The organism is Ignavibacteriales bacterium (genome assembly GCA_015709675.1).
GTDB lineage: Bacteria > Bacteroidota > Ignavibacteria > Ignavibacteriales > Ignavibacteriaceae > H2-BAC3.
Map to the genome: position 1 here is coordinate 1,489,309 of CP054182.1, position 16,085 is coordinate 1,505,393.

At 45.6% G+C, this 16,085-nt stretch carries 15 protein-coding genes; 9 read left to right on the forward strand and 6 right to left on the reverse strand.

Features of this window, described 5'->3' with window-relative positions:
• The first annotated feature begins 141 nt into the window (after positions 1–141).
• Positions 142–3,057, forward strand: a complete 2,916-nt coding sequence (locus HRU80_05490; GenBank protein ID QOJ30462.1) for a histidine kinase — start codon at positions 142–144, stop codon at positions 3,055–3,057.
• On the opposite strand, the gene HRU80_05495 is transcribed toward HRU80_05490, so the two are convergent.
• The gene (locus HRU80_05495) at positions 3,054–3,608 is read right to left on the reverse strand and encodes a hypothetical protein (GenBank protein ID QOJ28358.1); all 555 of its coding nucleotides are present in this window, start codon (positions 3,606–3,608) and stop codon (positions 3,054–3,056) included. The genes HRU80_05490 and HRU80_05495 overlap by 4 nt on opposite strands.
• Before the next feature lie 33 nt (positions 3,609–3,641).
• Here HRU80_05495 and HRU80_05500 point away from each other — a divergent pair, with 33 nt between their 5' ends.
• Positions 3,642–4,853 carry an alkaline phosphatase family protein gene (locus tag HRU80_05500; GenBank protein ID QOJ28359.1) on the forward strand — a complete coding sequence of 404 codons (1,212 nt, stop codon included), beginning with the start codon at positions 3,642–3,644 and terminating at the stop codon, positions 4,851–4,853.
• On the forward strand, positions 4,850–5,911 hold the full coding sequence (locus tag HRU80_05505) for an alpha/beta fold hydrolase (protein QOJ28360.1): 1,062 nt from the start codon (positions 4,850–4,852) through the stop codon (positions 5,909–5,911). Before HRU80_05500 ends, HRU80_05505 begins: the two co-directional genes overlap by 4 nt.
• A gap of 67 nt (positions 5,912–5,978) precedes the next feature.
• Here the strand turns inward: HRU80_05505 and htpX are convergent, their stop codons facing one another.
• Positions 5,979–6,818: a zinc metalloprotease HtpX gene (gene htpX / locus HRU80_05510; protein QOJ28361.1), complete on the reverse strand. Its 840-nt coding sequence runs from the start codon at positions 6,816–6,818 to the stop codon at positions 5,979–5,981.
• 56 nt (positions 6,819–6,874) lie between these two features.
• Positions 6,875–7,204, reverse strand: a complete 330-nt coding sequence (gene sugE / locus HRU80_05515; GenBank protein QOJ28362.1) for a quaternary ammonium compound efflux SMR transporter SugE — start codon at positions 7,202–7,204, stop codon at positions 6,875–6,877.
• Positions 7,205–7,452: 248 nt separating this feature from the next.
• Between sugE and HRU80_05520 the strand changes: the two genes are divergently transcribed.
• On the forward strand, positions 7,453–8,667 hold the full coding sequence (locus HRU80_05520) for a DegT/DnrJ/EryC1/StrS family aminotransferase (GenBank protein QOJ28363.1): 1,215 nt from the start codon (positions 7,453–7,455) through the stop codon (positions 8,665–8,667).
• 410 nt (positions 8,668–9,077) lie between these two features.
• Here the strand turns inward: HRU80_05520 and HRU80_05525 are convergent, their stop codons facing one another.
• On the reverse strand, positions 9,078–10,166 hold the full coding sequence (locus HRU80_05525) for a twin-arginine translocation signal domain-containing protein (protein ID QOJ28364.1): 1,089 nt from the start codon (positions 10,164–10,166) through the stop codon (positions 9,078–9,080).
• A gap of 138 nt (positions 10,167–10,304) precedes the next feature.
• Between HRU80_05525 and HRU80_05530 the strand changes: the two genes are divergently transcribed.
• From HRU80_05530 to HRU80_05540, 3 genes are read left to right on the forward strand one after another with little or no spacing between them, the layout of a single operon-like run.
• Positions 10,305–11,111, forward strand: a complete 807-nt coding sequence (locus HRU80_05530) for an ABC transporter permease (GenBank protein QOJ28365.1) — start codon at positions 10,305–10,307, stop codon at positions 11,109–11,111.
• A complete protein-coding gene (locus HRU80_05535) occupies positions 11,099–11,857 on the forward strand; it encodes an ATP-binding cassette domain-containing protein (GenBank protein QOJ28366.1) in 759 nt (252 codons plus the stop codon). The genes HRU80_05530 and HRU80_05535 overlap by 13 nt, the downstream gene beginning before the upstream one ends.
• A 1-nt stretch (position 11,858) precedes the next feature.
• Positions 11,859–12,881, forward strand: a complete 1,023-nt coding sequence (locus HRU80_05540; protein ID QOJ28367.1) for an MCE family protein — start codon at positions 11,859–11,861, stop codon at positions 12,879–12,881.
• A gap of 184 nt (positions 12,882–13,065) precedes the next feature.
• Here HRU80_05540 and HRU80_05545 read toward each other — a convergent pair whose 3' ends face one another.
• On the reverse strand, positions 13,066–13,902 hold the full coding sequence (locus tag HRU80_05545) for a hypothetical protein (protein ID QOJ28368.1): 837 nt from the start codon (positions 13,900–13,902) through the stop codon (positions 13,066–13,068).
• Positions 13,903–14,014: 112 nt separating this feature from the next.
• On the opposite strand from HRU80_05545, the gene HRU80_05550 reads away from it, so the two are divergent.
• Both HRU80_05550 and HRU80_05555 read left to right on the forward strand, forming a co-directional pair.
• Positions 14,015–15,064, forward strand: a complete 1,050-nt coding sequence (locus tag HRU80_05550) for an ATP-grasp domain-containing protein (GenBank protein QOJ30463.1) — start codon at positions 14,015–14,017, stop codon at positions 15,062–15,064.
• Entirely contained in the window at positions 15,061–15,381 is a 321-nt protein-coding gene (locus tag HRU80_05555; GenBank protein QOJ28369.1) for a zf-TFIIB domain-containing protein, read from the forward strand. Before HRU80_05550 ends, HRU80_05555 begins: the two co-directional genes overlap by 4 nt.
• Positions 15,382–15,451: 70 nt before the next feature.
• On the opposite strand, the gene HRU80_05560 is transcribed toward HRU80_05555, so the two are convergent.
• Positions 15,452–15,982 carry a hypothetical protein gene (locus HRU80_05560; GenBank protein ID QOJ28370.1) on the reverse strand — a complete coding sequence of 177 codons (531 nt, stop codon included), beginning with the start codon at positions 15,980–15,982 and terminating at the stop codon, positions 15,452–15,454.
• Positions 15,983–16,085: the final 103 nt, after the last annotated feature.

The window sequence follows — 16,085 nt, forward strand, 5'->3', positions numbered from 1 at the left end:
GATGCAGAGATGCATCCTCTTTTTTTTTATATTCGATAATGGATTTTTTGCTGATTAACAGGATACGGATGCATGGATAAATTTGACAGCCACCAGCTTGAAGATATATACCAGAACAGGATAAAGAGGTTTCAGAAACTAATGCGCTTTAAAGTGCGCGAAATTCTTCTGATTTCTTCTCTTTATGACAGCTATCTTTTTGAGGAGGACGGCCGGCTGTACGAACTGATCCGCGAAGAGTATCAGGTGCTTAACCTTTCTCAGGCGCCGGAAATCACCCATGTGACCACAGGGGCTGAAGCGCTTGAGGTTGTCGGGGCTGAAAAGGAATTTGACCTGATTATTATAACCCTCCACATTGAAGATATGCACCCTGTGCGGTTTGCCGAGACCATGAAAAAATCGGGCTCAGATACTCCGATTGTGCTGCTCGCTTACGATAACAAAGAGCGCAAGGAACTTACCAGCAATTATGACACCTCAGTATTCGAAAACATTTTTATCTGGAACGGTGACTACCGCCTGCTCATAGCAATCATTAAAAGTGTTGAGGATAAGCGCAACGTAGAGAATGACGCAAAAAATGTGGGGGTGCAGGTTATTATTCTTGTTGAAGATAACATCAAGTTTTACAGTGTGTACCTCCCGCAGATTTATCAGGAAATTTTCAGACAGTCCCAGCGGCTTATTCAGGAGGGGATCAATCTCACTCATAAGTATCTGCGTATGAGAGCTCGCCCCAAGATTCTGCTCTGCACTACCTATGAAGAGGCGTGGGGGTATTACGAAAAATACAGTGAATATATACTCGGCATTATTACCGACAATAATTTTAAGAAAGGGGGAGTGCGCGACCCTCAGGCAGGAATTAAATTCGCGCGGGCTGTTAAGGAACGCCACCCGGATATATCCATTCTGGTGCAGTCCAGTACCAATGACTATGAGCAGACAGCGTATCAGATTGGAGCTGCGTTTCTCTTAAAAGGTTCTCAGCGGCTGCTTCATGACTTAAGCGACTTTATGCTGAATAATTTCGGATTCGGTGACTTCGTCTTCAGAACTAATGACGGCAAGGAGGTGGGACGTGCCTCCAATTTGCAGCAGATGGAGGATGTACTCCGGACCGTGCCGGATGAAGCGGTTAAATATCACGCTGACAGAAATCACTTTTCGAACTGGCTTAAAGCGCGCACTGAGTTCTGGCTCGCAAGCCAGCTCCGTCCGAAAAAACTTTCCGATTTTGCTTCGGTTAATGATCTCCGTCTGAAACTGATAGAGACGATGGAGATATACCGTGAGCTGCGTCAGCGAGGCGTTATTACCGATTTCAGCAGAGATTCTTTTAACCCGAAAAACAGTTTTGCGAGAATCGGTTCCGGTTCACTTGGGGGTAAAGCCCGCGGACTCGGGTTCATTAATAATCTTATTAATAATCACCATATACGAAACAAGTTTGAAGGCGTTGAGCTGATTGTTCCATCGGCGGTTGTGGTTGCCACCGGTGTATTTGATTCATTTCTTGAAATGAATAATCTTGAGCAGTTTGGTCTGAATGAGCCTGATGATAAGGTGATACTTGACCGCTTTTTGAATGCACCCCACTTTCCTCAGGAGACTGTTGAGAAATTGCGGGAATTTCTTTCGATGATGAAGATGCCGCTGGCAGTACGTTCATCAAGTCTGCTTGAAGATTCACAGTTTCAGCCCTTTGCGGGAGTATATGAAACCTGCATGATACCGAACAACAATCCCGATCCGGATATACGGCTTGATGAACTGCTTAAAGCAATAAAATTCGTATATGCATCCACCTTCTTTAAGTCATCTAAGGATTATATGAAAGCCACTTCATACCGACTTGAGGAGGAGAAGATGGCTGTAGTGGTGCAGCGACTTGTCGGGGCTAAATTTGAAAACCGTTTTTATCCTCATTTTGCCGGAGTAGCAAAATCATATAATTTTTATCCGGTAGGTCCGCAGAAGGCATCGGACGGCATTGCATACGCTGCGCTGGGGTTAGGAAAATGGGTTGTTGAAGGGGGCAATACCATCAGGTTTTGTCCTAAATATCCAAAGCATCTGCTGCAGTTTACTTCGCCAAAAGAGACTATGAAAAACTCACAGCAGGCGTTTTTTGCTCTTGATCTCAACTCGATCGCGCGGCTTAGTCCGCAGACTGAAGCTGAAGTATATGTTACAAGCCATGATCTTGAACAGGCGGAGCTTGACGGAACACTTGCGCATGTAGGATCAACCTACTCACCGGAAAATGAAGCGGTATATGACGGTCTTTCACGCGGTGGTGTAAGAGTGGTTACCTTTGCTCCGATTTTAAAGCATAAGCTTTTTCCCCTTTCAGAGATACTCAATCTTCTTCTTTCCATGGGTGCATGGGGAATGGGTGCGCAGGTTGAAATAGAATTTGCGGTTAATCTGGAACCTGATGGAAATCAGCCGGCCGAGTTTGCCATGCTGCAGATGCGCCCGCTTGTTATCAACAGCGAAGCTGAAGAGCTGAAAATTGGTCATGTGAAGAAAAGTGAAATGATTGCCTACAGTGAGCAGGTGCTTGGGAACGGACTGATAACCGGTATTCATGATGTGGTGCTGGTGGATCTTGAAACTTTTGACCGGGGGAAAAGCCGTGATGTGGCGATGGAAGTAAGTAAATTCAATTCAAAACTGCTTGCTGAAAAGAAACCGTATATACTTATCGGAGTAGGGCGCTGGGGCAGCAAGGATGAATGGCTTGGGATTCCTGTTACCTGGGATCAGATTTCCGGGGCGGCGGTTATTGTTGAATCTGATTTTAAGGATTTTACCGTCACGCCCTCGCAGGGATCACATTTCTTCCAGAATATAACCTCTTTCAGAGTCGGTTATTTTACCGTCCACCCAGATCAGAAAAGCGGATTTATAGACTGGAACTGGCTGCGTTCAAAAGTACCTGATGAAACAATGGTATATACCAGGCACATCCGGTTCACAAACCCGATTGAAGTAAAAATAAACGGACATAAAGGAAAAGGAGTAATCCTTAAACCGGAAGAAGCTTAGTCCGCGAGAGGAATAAAAAATCCGATTACTGCTGCCTGATAACCGGGAAAGGTATTCTGCAGCGTGAATGCGGAAGACAGGCCGGCTGTAATGCGGAAACTGCCGCGGCTGAGTCCGGCCTGTTTAAGATCAATACCGGCAACAGCTCCGAAGCTGAGTCCCGCTGACCAGGAACCAATATCCGGCGAGCTTTTGTCAAGCAGATACGCAATGCCGCCGGAGCCCTGTATATATAATGACCGGGTGATAAACTGCCTGATCTGAAGTTCCGCGAGTATTCCGGAAACCGATCCGTAATATTTTCCGGTGCGGTCTTCCGGAATAAGAATGCCGGTATTTCTGATGCTGATATAGGATGCTGAAATAAGATAACCGGGTGAGCCCCTGAACCCCGCTTCAACAGAGGGCATAAGCAGAAAGCCGGTCTGACCGGTACTCAGTCCGGAAAAATTTCCAAGCCCTGCTGATGCTCCCGCGGATGATAGGTATATCTGGCAAGGTAAAGAAAAATTCAACAGCAGAAAAACTGCAAGAATTCCGGAAATCAGCATAACAGTATTTTATTAAAACATCTGTAAGAAAACATGAACAAATATATTATAATTTTTCTATTCCTTCTCTCGTCTTTGTTTGGGCAGGAAAGCGGAAAACCCTATGTGCTCCTTATTTCCTTTGACGGTTTCAGGTGGGATTACCCGCAGAGAGGTATTACTCCGGCCCTGGATAAAATGGCCGCTGAAGGTGTATCGGCTCTATCATTAAGACCGATTTTCCCGTCAAAGACTTTTCCGAACCATTACACAATTGTTACCGGCATGACCGCTGAAAAACATGGATTGCTTGCAAACTCCTTTGAGAATCCTTTTACCGGTGAACGATACCGGCTGGGTGATACCAATGCAGTACGTTCCGGTAAATGGTATTGGGGCGAGGCAATATGGGAGACGCTTGAAAAAAATAATATTGCAACGGCGAGCTATTTCTGGCCGGGTTCTGAAGTCCGCGAAGAAGGGAGACATCCATCCCGTTTTATGAAGTATGAGCATGAGAAACCATATATAGACCGGATCAATGGTGTGTTTGAATGGTTTAATCTGCCTTATGAAAAACGTCCAAAATTTGTAACCCTGTACTTTGACCGCTCTGATACGAAGGGACATGAATACGGACCTAACTCTCCCGAGGTGAATCTGGCGATCAGGGAACTTGATTCACTGCTGGGAATAGTTCTTGCTAAAAGGGATGTTTCACCGCTGAGGGACAGTCTCAATATCATCGTTGTCTCAGATCACGGCATGGCGGAAACCGCACCGGAGCGGGTATATAATGTTGAATCACTGCTGCCGGAGATCAAATGCAAGTTTCTGGATTCCGGTCCGGTTATGCTTATTGCCGCTGAGCAGAAGGATATTCCCGCGATAATGGAGATATTATCCGCTCCCGGATTGCCGTTCAGAGCATATAAGAAAGAGGACATTCCTGAATATCTTGGAATAAAGAATCATCCGTATCTGCGTGATATCCTCATTGTGGCTGATATGGGATGGTCGCTGGTTTCAGAGGCAACTAAGAACTATAGTTATGTTACCCGGAAGGGAGGCAATCATGGTTATGATCATCAGCATACTGATATGCATGGCATCTTTTTTGCTCAGGGGCCTGTCTTTAAAAAGGAACTGAAGACCGGCACTCTCTCGAATCTGGATGTTTATCCTCTGCTCTGCCGCATCTATGGAGTGGAGCCCTCACCCAAAACTGAAGGTAATCTGAAAAATATTGAGTATATACTGAAATGAAAAAACTTAATGCCGGATCCGGCGGAGCCCGGTTACGTCACAGCGCGGTATTCATCCTGCTGCTCATTTGTATTGTAATATCACCAGCATCAGCCCAGAATGTGCAGCGGTTTGCTGATATTGGAAATCTGGTACTGGAATCAGGAGACACGGTTTATAACTGCAGAATTGGTTACCGCACGGCCGGAGCGCTTAATGCGGATTCTTCAAATGTGATTGTGTATCTCACCTGGTTCGGGGGGATGAGTGAAAATCTGTACTCACTGATGGGGAGCGGCAGGATTCTTGACACCACGGGACGGTTTGTTATCATGATTGACGCGCTGGGCAACGGAGTTTCGACATCAGCTTCTCATCCTAATGAGAAAAATGCAAAGGCATTTGCAGCACTCAGCATAAGCGATATGGCTGCTTCTCAATATATTCTTCTTGCAGAGCATCTTGGCTTTAGAAAAATTCATGCTGTTATGGGGGGCTCAATGGGCAGCATGCAGGCGCTCCAGTGGATGGTGCAGTATCCGGGATATGCTGAAAAGTGTATTGCTTACGTGCCAACTCCCAAACCATCGGTGTATGATCAGCTTTACTGGAATCTGATGCTGAATGTGATGCAGTCGGGTATTGATTACGGTGTCCCTTCAAAGGTATATATGAAATCAGTGAATCTGTTTAATCATCTGACCGGCAGGACTCCGGATTATTTTGTTGAGCATACAACACAGGAGCAGTTTGATACAATTCTGGCAAGGTCTTACCGTGAGCCCTCCGCGGTGTTTACGCCGCAGAATCAGATTTCCCAGCTAAAAGCAATGCTGCGGCATGATATATACAGATACACGGGAGGGAAACCAATCACGGATTTTATCGGCGGCAACACCCTGCTGATTGTTTCGGAACAGGATCACATTCTGCATCCCTCAACATCCGTGAAACTGGCTGAGGAGACGGGGTGCCGTCTGCATTTATTTGACAGTGACTGCGGGCATCTTGCAGTAAATTGTCTGATGGAGGAAACAAGAATGCTGATAGAAGATTTTCTTGGTCAGAATCGTAAATGAGAATAGACACAAAATAAAAAAGGGCTGCCCAATGAGGGGCAGCCCTTTTCATTTTAAATGCTGCTGATTATCTGACCAGTTGCCTGAGGCGCTTGATTCTTTCTTCCATCGGGGGATGGGTAGAAAAGAGTTTTGCAATCCCGCCGCCCATTAGGGGACTGACAATAAACATGTGAGCTGATGCCGGTTTTGCATCATGCATTGGCTGAATCTCGTTTGCGCGTGAAAGTTTATCAAGCGCGGAGGCAAGTGCCAGCGGATCACGGCAGATAGCTGCACCGTCAGCATCTGCTGCATACTCTCTTGAACGGGAAATTGCCAATTGTAAAAGCGTGGCCGCAATAGGAGCAAGAATAATCATAAAGAGACCTCCGATGCCTCCGCCATCTTCCCGGTCATCACCGCGTGAAAACATTGCTGCCCATCCTGCCATCTGAGCCAGGAAGGTAATCGCAGAAACAAATGCGGCAACAATGCTGCCGGTCAGAATGTCACGGTTTCTGATATGCGCAAGTTCGTGCGCAATCACGCCGGCTAATTCCCTCTGATCAAGAACCCGGAGGATTCCTGTTGTCACAGCAACAGCTGCATTTTCCGGATTTCTTCCGGTCGCAAAAGCGTTTGGGGTTGCGCTATCCATAACATACACTTTTGGCATGGGGAGTCTTGCATTCTGCGCCAGTTCCTCAATCATCCGGTAAAGCTGCGGTACTTCCTGCGCGCCTACCTGACGTGCACCGTACATTTTTAGTACGATTTTATCTGAAAACCAGTAGGAACCGAAATTCATGACCATAGCCATGATAAAGGCGAAAATCATTCCGGTCTGGCCGCCAAGCATCCCGCCCACCACAATGAACATCACCATCAGGGCGGTCATTAAAAAAACTGTTTTAAGGGTATTCATATGATTCTTTTCTCAATTTATCCGTGTTAATAAGACGATAACAAATTAATAAGGTTTCAGGGTTCCTGACCGCTGCTTACTACCTTCAGTCCGATAATTCCGACACAGATCAGCCCCAGGAAAAACAGCCGGGGAAGGTCTTTGGGATCATTAAACAGGATGATTCCCAGAACTGCCGTCCCGACAGCTCCGATGCCGGTCCAGATGCCATAGGCAGTCCCGACCGGAAGGAATTTCATTGCATACGAAAGGAGCGCAAAACTGATAATCATGCTCACAATGGTGAACACAGCCGGCCCGGGTTTGGAGAAAGAGTCGGAATATTTCATCCCGAGAGCCCAGGCAATTTCAAAGAGTCCGGCAATAAAAAGGATAATCCAGTGCATAGTTTGTCAGTCAGAAAGAAATTAGGTTAAACCCGATATTCGGGGGAAATTATCAGACAAATTTACAAAATTGATAAAGACTGCCGCACCCCAAATGCAGGTATCCGCTGAACGAAAGAGTGAACGCATGGAGGCTGTTGACTCAGGTCATGGATATGATTTTCAATGCAGAGAAAATCTCGGAAATGGAGCGGCGGGCACATATATTTGATAATTAAATTTTTACAAATGATTGCAGAGCCGCAAAAATGAAAGTACCACTCCTCGACCTTAAAGCACAGTATCAGACTATTAAAAAAGAAATTGACGAAACCCTCATCCGCGTGGCAGAGTCCCAATATTTTATTATGGGGCCGGAACTGGAAAAAATGGAAAAAGCCATGGCTGATTATCTTGAGTGCAAATATGCCATCGGTGTTTCATCGGGCACGGATGCTCTGCTTCTTGCCCTGATGGCGCTGGATATACAGCCCGGCGACGAGGTGATACTGCCGACCTATTCATTTTTTGCAACGGCAGGAGTTGTGGCCCGACTGAATGCAGTACCGGTTTTTGCCGATAGTGATTCTGTTACCTTTAATATTGATCCGGCAGATATTGAAAAGAAAATCACTCCAAAAACAAAAGCAATCATTCCGGTGCACCTTTATGGCCAAAGCGCGGACATGGATGCTATTATGGCAATAGCAAAAAAGCATAACCTGTTTGTAATTGAAGACGGCGCTCAGGCAATTGGTGTGCAATATAAGGATGGCAGGAAGGTTGGAAACTTTGGAGATATCGGCTGCTTCTCATTCTTCCCTTCAAAAAATCTGGGCTGCTTTGGGGACGGCGGACTTGTAACTACCAACAATGAAGACCTTGCAAAGAAACTCACCATCAAACGAGTGCATGGCGGGCAGCCGAAGTATTATCACAAGGTGATCGGCGGAAACTTCCGGCTTGATGCCCTGCAGGCTGCAGTTCTGAGCGTGAAACTCCCTCATCTTGACGGCTGGAGCGCGAAGCGGCGGGAAAATGCAGCACTCTATACAAAACTTTTTACCGGTGCAGGACTTGCTGTGCGTGAGGGAGTAACGGTATTTGATGATAAAAACAAAGTACTTCTGCCCGCGGCTGTATATAAATCGGACTCGGTAAAAAATTATCATATTTACAATCAGTATATTATCAGGGTTGAAAAGCGGAATGCATTGCGTGATTTCCTGACGCAAAAAGGTGTGGGAGTTGAGATATATTATCCGGTACCATTCCACCGTCAGGAGTGTTTTGCCTACCTGAATTATGATGTGAATGCTTATCAGGTCGCTGACTGCTGCGCGAATGATTCACTTGCTTTGCCAATTTATCCGGAACTTAGCACTGAGCAGATTACCTATGTGGTGGATATGATAGCTGAATTTATGCGTACCTCAGATCATCTGCCGCTTGAATGTAAACACTGTGATTGCATGAAGAAATAAATTTCAATGTACAATGTACAATTTACAATGTATAATGAGGAACAGGTCTGATTTCCTTGTGTTTCGTAAAGAGAGTATATTCTTCGCCAATTGGACGCGGATTTTACGGATGCTTCGCAGCACGGATTTAAGCGGATCGGAAATAAATTTTCGTACAGACAGAAGACAATCTGTCTTTTGCAATGAATAATGAACAATGAAAGAATGAAGAATACCTCTGAATTCTTTTTTCCGTACAGACAGATGACAATCTGTCTCTCAGCCGAGGGGTATATACTCCGCTGATGGGACGCGGATTTTACGGATGCCTCGCAGCACGGATTAAAGCGGATCAAAGAAATCCTGTTGATCATGTTCCTCCTTTAATCGTGTTCTGAATTGTACATTGTTCATTGTAAATTGTACATTGATCACAGGTAGTTCCTTTCTCCCACGCTGTACCACTCCGCGAACTTTTGCTGATACTGTATATATGATTGATACACCTTTTTGCTGAAAGGATCAGACGAGGTAATCTCTGCGATAACCTCAGCGGTTTTTTCTTTAAGAAAAGAAAGCACTTCTCCGGGAAAGGGGAGGATATTCACTTTTTCTTCATCACGGAGCTTTACGTAGTGCTCCTGGTTCCGGATAAATGCTTCAGAGATGCTGTCTGACAGCAATGACTGGGAGGCATATCTGATTATCGCCTGATATTCTGCGGGGAGCTGTTCATAGGCCTGTTTGTTCACGATCAGTTCTATTACTCCTGTGGGTTCCTGCCAGCCGGGGTAGTAATAGTATTTGGCGATTTTGTGAAAGCCCATCAGGTAGTCATGGTATGGGCCCACCCATTCAAGTGCATCAATAACACCGCGTTCAAGATTGGTATAAAGCTCGGCTCCGGGAGAAAGCACTGTGGTTGCACCGGCTTTTGTGATGATACGTCCGCCAAGTCCGGGGATGCGCATTTTTAATCCTTTTAAATCTTGCACCGATTCAATTTTCCGGTTAAACCAGCCCCCTGTCTGTCCGCCGGTATTGGCAATCAGGAAGGGGATCAGATTAAATGAGCCATAGACTTCCCGCATCAACTCAAGACCTCCGCCATACATGAGCCAGGAGTTCGCCTGTGTGGTATTCATTCCGAACGGAACCGCGGAGAAAAAGGAAACTGAAGGTATTTTACCTGCCCAATAGTAGGGGGCACTGTGGCCCAGTTCGGCAATTCCCTGGCTGACCGCATCAAATGACTCAAAAGCCGGGACAAGCTCCCCCGCGCCATAAACATGAATCGTAAAGCGGCCGCCCGAAAGCTCGCTTACTGCCCTGGCGAATTTTTCAGCCGATTCCCCAAGCAGAGGGAACTTTGGAGGCCAGGCGGTCACCATTTTCCACTCAATCTTTTCCCCGGTGTGGACTGCCGCGGAATGCCCCTTACGGTCTCCGCAGCCATATATCAGCGTACCGGCTCCTGCCACAGTAGCAGTTTTAAGGAAATTTCTTCTATTCTTGCTCATGCCTCCTCCTTAAGATTTTTGAGGTGATTCAGGTCTCATTAAGAAATGATGAATATTTTTCTTTTTACGGCTAATTGCCGAAATTAAACATTATATTTTTATAAATTACATCAAATTTGAATAATCTCCTGTAAGGATATGCCGGAAAAAAGCAGCACAACTCTGAAAAAACTCCTGCCTGAACGAGGTGCTGTTGAGGAGTTCTTTATATCCATAGGAGGATTGTTTGAATTCACCATAAAATTTTTCAAGTCTGTCTTTTTACCGCCGTACGAGTTCGCTGAAGTTAAAAAGCATATGGATGAGCTTGGGGTTAAAACGCTCCCTATTGTAAGCATTACCGGTCTGATTATCGGTTTGGTGCTGGCATTGCAGAGCAATCCGGTTCTGGCGCGGTTCGGGGCGGAATCATTCCTCCCTGCAATGGTTACTCTTTCGGTAGTGCGTGAACTTGGCCCTGTGATGACGGCTCTGCTTTTTGCCGGCAGAGTAAGCAGCGGAATAGGCGCTGAACTTGGTTCGATGCGTGTAACAGAACAGATTGACGCGATGGAAGTTACCGCTATCAATCCATTCAAATTCCTGGTGGTAACCCGGGTGGTTGCCTGCACGCTCATTCTGCCGATGCTTTCGGTGTATGTGATTATCCTCGCGGTTTTTGGCGCATATATAGCAGTCGTAATTGTTCAGGATACCACCTTCCCGTTGTATATCAACGCGGTGATTGATTCGGTGCGTTTTTCGGATATTATCCCCAGCATAGGCAAAACCTTTGTTTTCGGATTTATTGTGGGTATTGTCGGCTCCTTTAAGGGATACAACGCAACACGAGGCACTGAAGGTGTGGGCAAAGCATCAACCACCGCCGTGGTGATGTCATCACTGCTCATCGTGATTTTTGATATGGTTTTAGTAAGGATTACCCTCTGGTTATGGCCGATGTAATTGTTGATATACGTGATGTATATAAGAGTTTCGGCCCGGCTGATATTCTTAAAGGTGTTTCCCTTACGGTCACCGAGGGTGAGAATCTGGTAATATTCGGCAAAAGCGGCACAGGAAAAAGCGTATTGCTGAAATGCCTTGTCGGGCTTCTGACGCCGGACGCAGGTGATATACTGGTCTGGGAGAAGCATGTGACACAGCTCCCGGCAAAAGAACTGAATGCACTCCGGCTGCACATGGGATTTTTATTTCAGAGCGCGGCATTGTATGACTCCATGACCGTGAGGGAAAATCTGGAGTTTCCCCTCAGAAAAAATTATAAATTTACCGATGGTGAAATCACCGCAAAGGTTGAGCGTGCGCTTGATATGGTCTCTCTGAGTGACGCGATTGATAAAATGCCTTCTGAACTTTCCGGCGGAATGAGAAAACGGATCGGTCTTGCAAGGTCCATCATCACGGAACCAAAACTGATGATGTATGATGAACCGACCACCGGCCTTGACCCGATTACCACAAAGGAGATCAGCAAACTTATCCGTGATCTTCAGACGGAGCTGAAAATGACTTCAATTGTGGTAACGCATGATATCATCTGCGCGACCATTATTGCGGACCGGACGATTGTATTAAAAGACGGCGTAATCTTTTTTGAAGGTAATATGACGGAACTGGTGAACAGCCGTGATCCGTTTCTGGTTAATTTTTTTAGTCCTGATTTGATCGAGGAAGAAACAGGTATATAATATGGCCCAGGGTGCAAATAAACTCCGTTTAGGTGTATTCGTTGTTATCGGATCAGCCCTCACGATTTTAATCGTATTTCTGGTCGGAAGCAAGGAATCCCTTTTTTCCGAAACTTATACGGTCTCAGCATATTTTTCCAACATAGGCGGGCTTCGTAATGGTGCTCCGGTGCGTCTGAGCGGTATATCAGTCGGCTCTGTTTCCGAAGTTAAGTTTACCGGCGAATCGTCAGGCCGGGTTGAAGTAAAGATGAAAATTTCGGAAGATGCAATGAAATATCTGAGTACTTCAACCCGCGCTACAATAGAGTCTGAAGGTCTGGTCGGCAATCAGGTCATTGTTCTGCAGATTACCTCTGACAATGCAGCTAAGGTGGAAAACGGAGGAGTGATTATCGGGGTTGATCCGGTCGGATACGGGGCGATTATAGATGAAACACGAAGCACGCTTGAAAACACCAAAGAACTGACCCGCTCTTTCGCGGAAATTGTCGAAAAAGTTAATCAGGGAGAGGGAACCGTAGGAAAACTGCTTAATGATGATCAGCTTTACCGCAGTACCGTGGCGCTGATGACCACAGCGGAGAGAAGTCTTAACTCCATCTCAAATAAACTTGACTCAACCACAGTGGTTGTTACCTCCATGATTACCGGTATTGAATCGGTAATCAGAAACGTTGATAATATTGTGGTGAAGGTGGATGATATCGTTCAGGAAGTGAATGACGGAAAGGGACTGCTCGGAAATTTACTTAAGGACTCAAGCCGTGTGGCAAACCAGCTTGATGCGGTACTTTCAAATGTTATCTCCATCACCGAAGACACCCGCCTCGGAACCGCGCGCTTTGCTGAAAACATGGAAGCACTTAAAAGGAACTGGCTCTTTAAGAGTTATTTTGAACAGCGCGGATTTTATGACAAGCCGGGTTATGAAAAAGAACTTGATGAGCTGCTGAAGCAGATCAATAACAGGATAAAAGTACTGGATGAAAAGATTGAAGTGCTGAAAAAAATGGAGAAATAATTTTCAATGTACAGTTTACAATGAACAATGTACAATTGAGTTCTGAAAACTCTGCGTGACTTTGCTTAAGCTTCTTTTACTTTGCGTTTAATCTTTCGTTAACTTTGAAAAATTCTTGCGGAATTCGCAATCTGTCACCAATTCATACTTCATAATTCATCCTTCATAATTCATCCTTCATAATTCAGTATATCGGGTCCATCCCGTAGCGGCCGCAGGCATACATCATCAGCAGGGAGGTAATATCTATCAGGACTTTAGCCTCATCCTTTTCGTATATACGCAGGTCGTAGACATCAGCAACAAATTCCATATTATCTAAGATTTTCCTTAGTTCGCTGTGCTTCGGGTCACCGTGCCAGTGAGCAACTCTTTTAATGAGCAGTTTTTCATAGCGGCGGAGGAACTCGGTAAAAGAATAGGAAAATTTTGAATTGCCTGAGAGGGGGCGGCAGATATCAATCAGGTCATTAAAATAGATATCCCACTTTTCAGCAACTTCCTTGTTTTTTTCGTGCATGACTTTGCGCGCCACCTCCAGAGAGAACTTTCCTTTTGTGGCGGTGCGGAATTTCGGGATGATGGCGTAACCGTCATAACTGATATGATGAGTTTCTTCATCGGTATATTTCCATCGTTTAAGAAGGGCTGCGGGGGAATATATCTTTATTACTTTCGGCAGTTTACTGTCCACCACCACATAGCGCCCAGACTGATGATTAATAACGGTAAACCAGTGCTCCCAGTTATCAACCGAAAGGATGCAGGGGTGCGACTGCTTAAGATGGGCATTAAGGGAGCGGAGGGCAATTTTGGGATCACGTCTGCGGAAGTATTTCATCTCACAGTCACTTGCCTTAGCTGCCTTGGCCAGACCTATCTCGTCGGTGCCGTTCCACCAGTTGCTGCCGGCGATACGCCCCAGTTCTTTTTCACTCCGGAACTGACCGAGGGTCACCAGAGCATATTTCAGGGCAAACGGGCCGCACTCATAGCTTGACGGCTGGGGATAAAAGCTCATGCTGAACGGTTTTAATTGGCTGTTTTACTTTGTAAATTTATTTTCAGGAATCGAAAAAATAAACAATCAGCCAATAAATCAAACAGAATAAATGGCAAGGAAGAAAAATAAAATTAAGGTGGGGGTTATTTATAATGAATCAGCGCCCGAAATGTACGGTTCGCAAACCAAAGCGGATAACGGCGAGCTGAAGTTTATCCCCTATTTTGAGATTGAACATCAAAGTCCGATTGATGAATTTGAAGATATAGCCGGACATCTCCGGAAACAGGGCTTTGATGCATACGCTTTTAATATCCACGACAGTCTGGATAAACTTCTTGATCATCTGACTCAGGAAAAGCCGGATGTGGTCTTTAACTTTATTGAGGTTTTTGGTGTCAGTTCGCGCTATGAAATGAATATTGCGGGGATATATGAAATGCTGGGTATTCACTACACAGGAGCACCCGTCCTGACTCTTGCAAACTGCCAGGATAAAATTCTGACAAAAAAACTGCTTCGTGCCTCAGGAATTCAGGTTCCCGATTTTGAAATGGTGAGCGAACCATTGCTGCATCTCCCGAAGCATCTTAAATTTCCCGTGATTATTAAGCCTGCTTATGAGGATGCATCCGTGGGGATTGAGCATGACGCTGTAGTGAGAGATGAAAAACGGATGCGCGATCGCATTGACTATATTCTTGAACACTTTAAACAGCCTGCTATTCTTGATCAATATATTGACGGCAGGGAGATGAATGTTTCGGTCGTGGGGGATGAAAACCTGGAAGCCCTGCCGATAAGTGAAATTGATTTTTCAGAAATGCCGGGTCATCTGGACCGAATTGTGAGCTATCAGGCCAAATGGGATCCTCATCATGAGGCGTATCACCGTACCATCCCGATATGTCCGGCTCCTCTGACGGCCAATATGACAAAAAAGATTCAGAAGATTGCGGTTAATGCATTCCGGACCATGAACTGCAGGGATTATGCCCGGATTGATTGCAGATTGAACAAAAACGGGGATGTATTCGTCTTAGAGGTAAATCCAAATCCCGACCTGACAGAAGGGGCGGGGTTTATGCGCTCGGCTGAGGCCGCTGGTTATAAGTATGGTAAAATGCTCGCAAGGATTGTTGATTCAGCAGTACAAAGAAAACTAAGGAGTAAGATATGAAATGTCCCGTTTGCAGTGTTGATCTGGTGATTTCAGATCGTGTAGGAATCGAAATTGACTATTGCCCTAAATGCCGCGGTGTGTGGCTTGACCGCGGAGAGCTCGATAAAATTATTGAGCGCAGCGCCGCCTACGAAGCGGCGGCTGTTTCATCGCCTCCTCCTCCCCGCGATGACAGGAGGGATTATGACCGGAAAAAGGATGAATACTACAAGAAAGATGATGATTACCGGAAAGATGGCTACTATAAGAAGGATGATTATTATTACAAGAAGAAAAAAGGGGGATTCCTCGGAGAGATTTTTGACTTTGACTAAGAGTCAGGGATTCACGAATAATAAAAAGGCGGTCTTGTGACCGCCTTTTTTTATTTAATGATAAGAAAGCTTATGCCTGCTGAGGAACTGCCTTCAGGACTGTCCTGGTAACCAGTTCATAGCTACCGAAAAGCACAGCGGTGAAAAGCAAATCTCCGGCCAGGGTATTGCCGAAGAAAGGAACTGCCATAACATAGCAGGTGCCGAGTCCTTCAAGGGTTTTCGGATACATGGTTCCGGTTACCCATACTGAAAAATTGGTGATGATGAAAAACAGGACTGAACCGGTTACTGATGCAGCCGCGGTTGTCATAATTCCCGGCTTTCTGCTGACGAGCATTCCGAGTGCGACAATCAGAACAAAAGAGAAATACACCGCAAAAAGATCAGCGTGAAGGCCGATTATCAGGTCGGTTATGAAGAGCGCGGAAAGGGGTACCAGAAAAGCCAGATTACGGTTTTTCAGATATGCACCGCTGAAAAGCGCAACGCCGCCGATTGCGGCAAAGTTTACGGGAAGCTCTGCAAGCCGCGAAAGGACCGCAACCAGAATGAGAGAGACTGCCAGCCAGGTTTTCATATTATTCAATATTTTAATCATTACATTAACTCCTGTAAGAACACCATTTTTCAATGGTCAAATTTACTATATTTTTTGGCAATCCGGACTGAAAAAATTTTGGATTTTTCTTCCGGTTTGCCCG

Coding starts and splice junctions, on each gene's coding strand:
- HRU80_05490 (QOJ30462.1), top strand. CDS start 142: ATGCGCTTTAAAGTGCGCGAAATTCTTCTGATTTCTTCTCTTTATGAC.
- HRU80_05495 (QOJ28358.1), bottom strand. CDS start 3,608: ATGCTGATTTCCGGAATTCTTGCAGTTTTTCTGCTGTTGAATTTTTCT.
- HRU80_05500 (QOJ28359.1), top strand. CDS start 3,642: ATGAACAAATATATTATAATTTTTCTATTCCTTCTCTCGTCTTTGTTT.
- HRU80_05505 (QOJ28360.1), top strand. CDS start 4,850: ATGAAAAAACTTAATGCCGGATCCGGCGGAGCCCGGTTACGTCACAGC.
- htpX (QOJ28361.1), bottom strand. CDS start 6,818: ATGAATACCCTTAAAACAGTTTTTTTAATGACCGCCCTGATGGTGATG.
- sugE (QOJ28362.1), bottom strand. CDS start 7,204: ATGCACTGGATTATCCTTTTTATTGCCGGACTCTTTGAAATTGCCTGG.
- HRU80_05520 (QOJ28363.1), top strand. CDS start 7,453: ATGAAAGTACCACTCCTCGACCTTAAAGCACAGTATCAGACTATTAAA.
- HRU80_05525 (QOJ28364.1), bottom strand. CDS start 10,166: ATGAGCAAGAATAGAAGAAATTTCCTTAAAACTGCTACTGTGGCAGGA.
- HRU80_05530 (QOJ28365.1), top strand. CDS start 10,305: ATGCCGGAAAAAAGCAGCACAACTCTGAAAAAACTCCTGCCTGAACGA.
- HRU80_05535 (QOJ28366.1), top strand. CDS start 11,099: ATGGCCGATGTAATTGTTGATATACGTGATGTATATAAGAGTTTCGGC.
- HRU80_05540 (QOJ28367.1), top strand. CDS start 11,859: ATGGCCCAGGGTGCAAATAAACTCCGTTTAGGTGTATTCGTTGTTATC.
- HRU80_05545 (QOJ28368.1), bottom strand. CDS start 13,902: ATGAGCTTTTATCCCCAGCCGTCAAGCTATGAGTGCGGCCCGTTTGCC.
- HRU80_05555 (QOJ28369.1), top strand. CDS start 15,061: ATGAAATGTCCCGTTTGCAGTGTTGATCTGGTGATTTCAGATCGTGTA.
- HRU80_05560 (QOJ28370.1), bottom strand. CDS start 15,982: ATGATTAAAATATTGAATAATATGAAAACCTGGCTGGCAGTCTCTCTC.